The 1,574-nt window shown below is 70.6% G+C and carries 2 protein-coding genes and 1 pseudogene; 1 reads left to right on the top strand and 2 read right to left on the bottom strand.

Features of this window, described 5'->3' with window-relative positions; genetic code table 11:
• Positions 1-499, top strand: a pseudogene (locus VF662_RS07095) (penicillin-binding protein); the annotation flags it as partial.
• Here the strand turns inward: VF662_RS07095 and VF662_RS07100 are convergent.
• Both VF662_RS07100 and VF662_RS07105 read right to left on the bottom strand, forming a co-directional pair.
• Positions 496-1,203, bottom strand: a complete 708-nt coding sequence (locus VF662_RS07100) for a M48 family metallopeptidase (protein ID WP_464139311.1) — start codon at positions 1,201-1,203, stop codon at positions 496-498. The pseudogene VF662_RS07095 and the gene VF662_RS07100 sit on opposite strands and share 4 nt — an antisense overlap.
• Positions 1,193-1,574: YcgN family cysteine cluster protein (locus VF662_RS07105; protein ID WP_464139313.1), on the bottom strand; the 382-nt coding region annotated here is incomplete at its 5' end. The genes VF662_RS07105 and VF662_RS07100, both read right to left, overlap by 11 nt.

Below are 1,574 nucleotides of genomic sequence, written 5' to 3' on the forward strand. Positions count from 1 at the left end.
CGCCCAGATCGGCCGACCCGTCGCCGGCAAGACCGGGACGACCACCGCGAACAAGGACGGCTGGTTCATCGGCTTTTCGAGCGGGATCACGACCGGCGTCTGGATGGGACGCGACGATGCGCGGCCGATCCCGGGCCTTCAGGGCGGGCGGGCACCGGCCGCCGCCTTCCACGCCTTCATGGTTCGGGCCGTCGCCAACCGGCCGGTGGAGCAGTTCGAGACCGAGGTGACCCTGCCCGACTGGCAGACCGACGGCGACAATGCCGCCTGGGAAGGCGAGCCCGACGACATGATGCTGGTCGATCCGGACGGCAATCCGATCCCCGCGGACGGACAGCCGGCGCCGGGCGCTGCCACGCCCGAGCCGCGGACACGGCCGCGCGAGGAGCAGCCGCCGGAAGAGGAATTGAACCAGGAGTGGCTGGACAGGGTCACCAACCGCAACCGTCCGCCGCCGCCGCCCCGGGAGCCGCCGCCTCCGCCGCAGGACGACCGCTAGGAAGGCCTTCCGAGACGGTGGACGGACGCCCCGTGCCGGCGCAGCCACTGGCGGGCGGGCTTCGGATCCCAGCCCAGCAATTGCTCGAGCAAAGCATGGAACTGGGGTCCGTGGTTCATGTGCACCCGGTGCGCGACCTCGTGCGCGACCGTCGCCCGCCGCACCCATTCGGGCACAAGGATCAGCCGCCAGCTGTAGCGGATGGCGCCCGAGCTCGAGCAGCTTCCCCAGCGCGACAGCGGATCGCCGATGCCGGTGCGGGCGACGGTGACTCCGGCCTTGGCGGCGAATTCGCGCGTCTCACGGTCCAGCACCGTCCGCGCATGCTGTTTCAGCCAGCGCAGCAGCCTCGGCTCGAGCGTTTCGAGCGGACCACCGACGATCATGCGGCCGCTCTCCACCTTCACCACCCGCGAGGCGGAGGGGCTCCAGTCGATCCGATGCGGCTCCCCGTGGAGCGGGATTTCGGCGCCGGGCTCGATCGGCGCCGCGGCCGGCCTTGCCGCAAGCGCGGCCTCGATCCAGGCGCGATGCCCGGCCGCCCATTGCAGCGCCTTCCGCTCCGAGGCGCGGGGCGGGAGGGTCAGGACGACCGCTCCCGTTCGGGCATCGACGCGCAGCCGCATCACCTTCGCACGGGGCGAACGTTTCAGCGTCAGTGGAGTGCTGGTCCCACCCGCGTGGAAGCTCAGGTCAGAGCTCACGGTCCGTCATGTGGTAGCTGAGGTCCCCCGCCTCCGTCTCCGACACGGTCCAGCCGCGCACCGACATTCCGGCCGCGTGGACGCTCTCCGGATCGCCGCTGATCAGATGATGCCACTCGGGGAGCGGCTTGCCTTCCGAACGGAGCCGATAGGCGCAGGTGGACGGGAGCCAGCTCAGCCGTCCGGCAAGTTCGGGGGTCAGCCGCACGCAATCGGGCACGAAGGCTTTCCGCTGGCGATAGTTGCTGCAGCGGCCGGTTTGCGCATCGAGCAGCTTGCAGGTGACGTTGGTGCCGTGGATCTCGCCCGTCGCCTCGTCCTCCAGCTTGTGGAGGCAGCATTTGCCGCAGCCGTCGCAGAGCTGCTCCCAT

This window comes from Allosphingosinicella sp., from assembly GCF_036387215.1.
Classification (GTDB): Bacteria; Pseudomonadota; Alphaproteobacteria; order Sphingomonadales; family Sphingomonadaceae; genus Allosphingosinicella.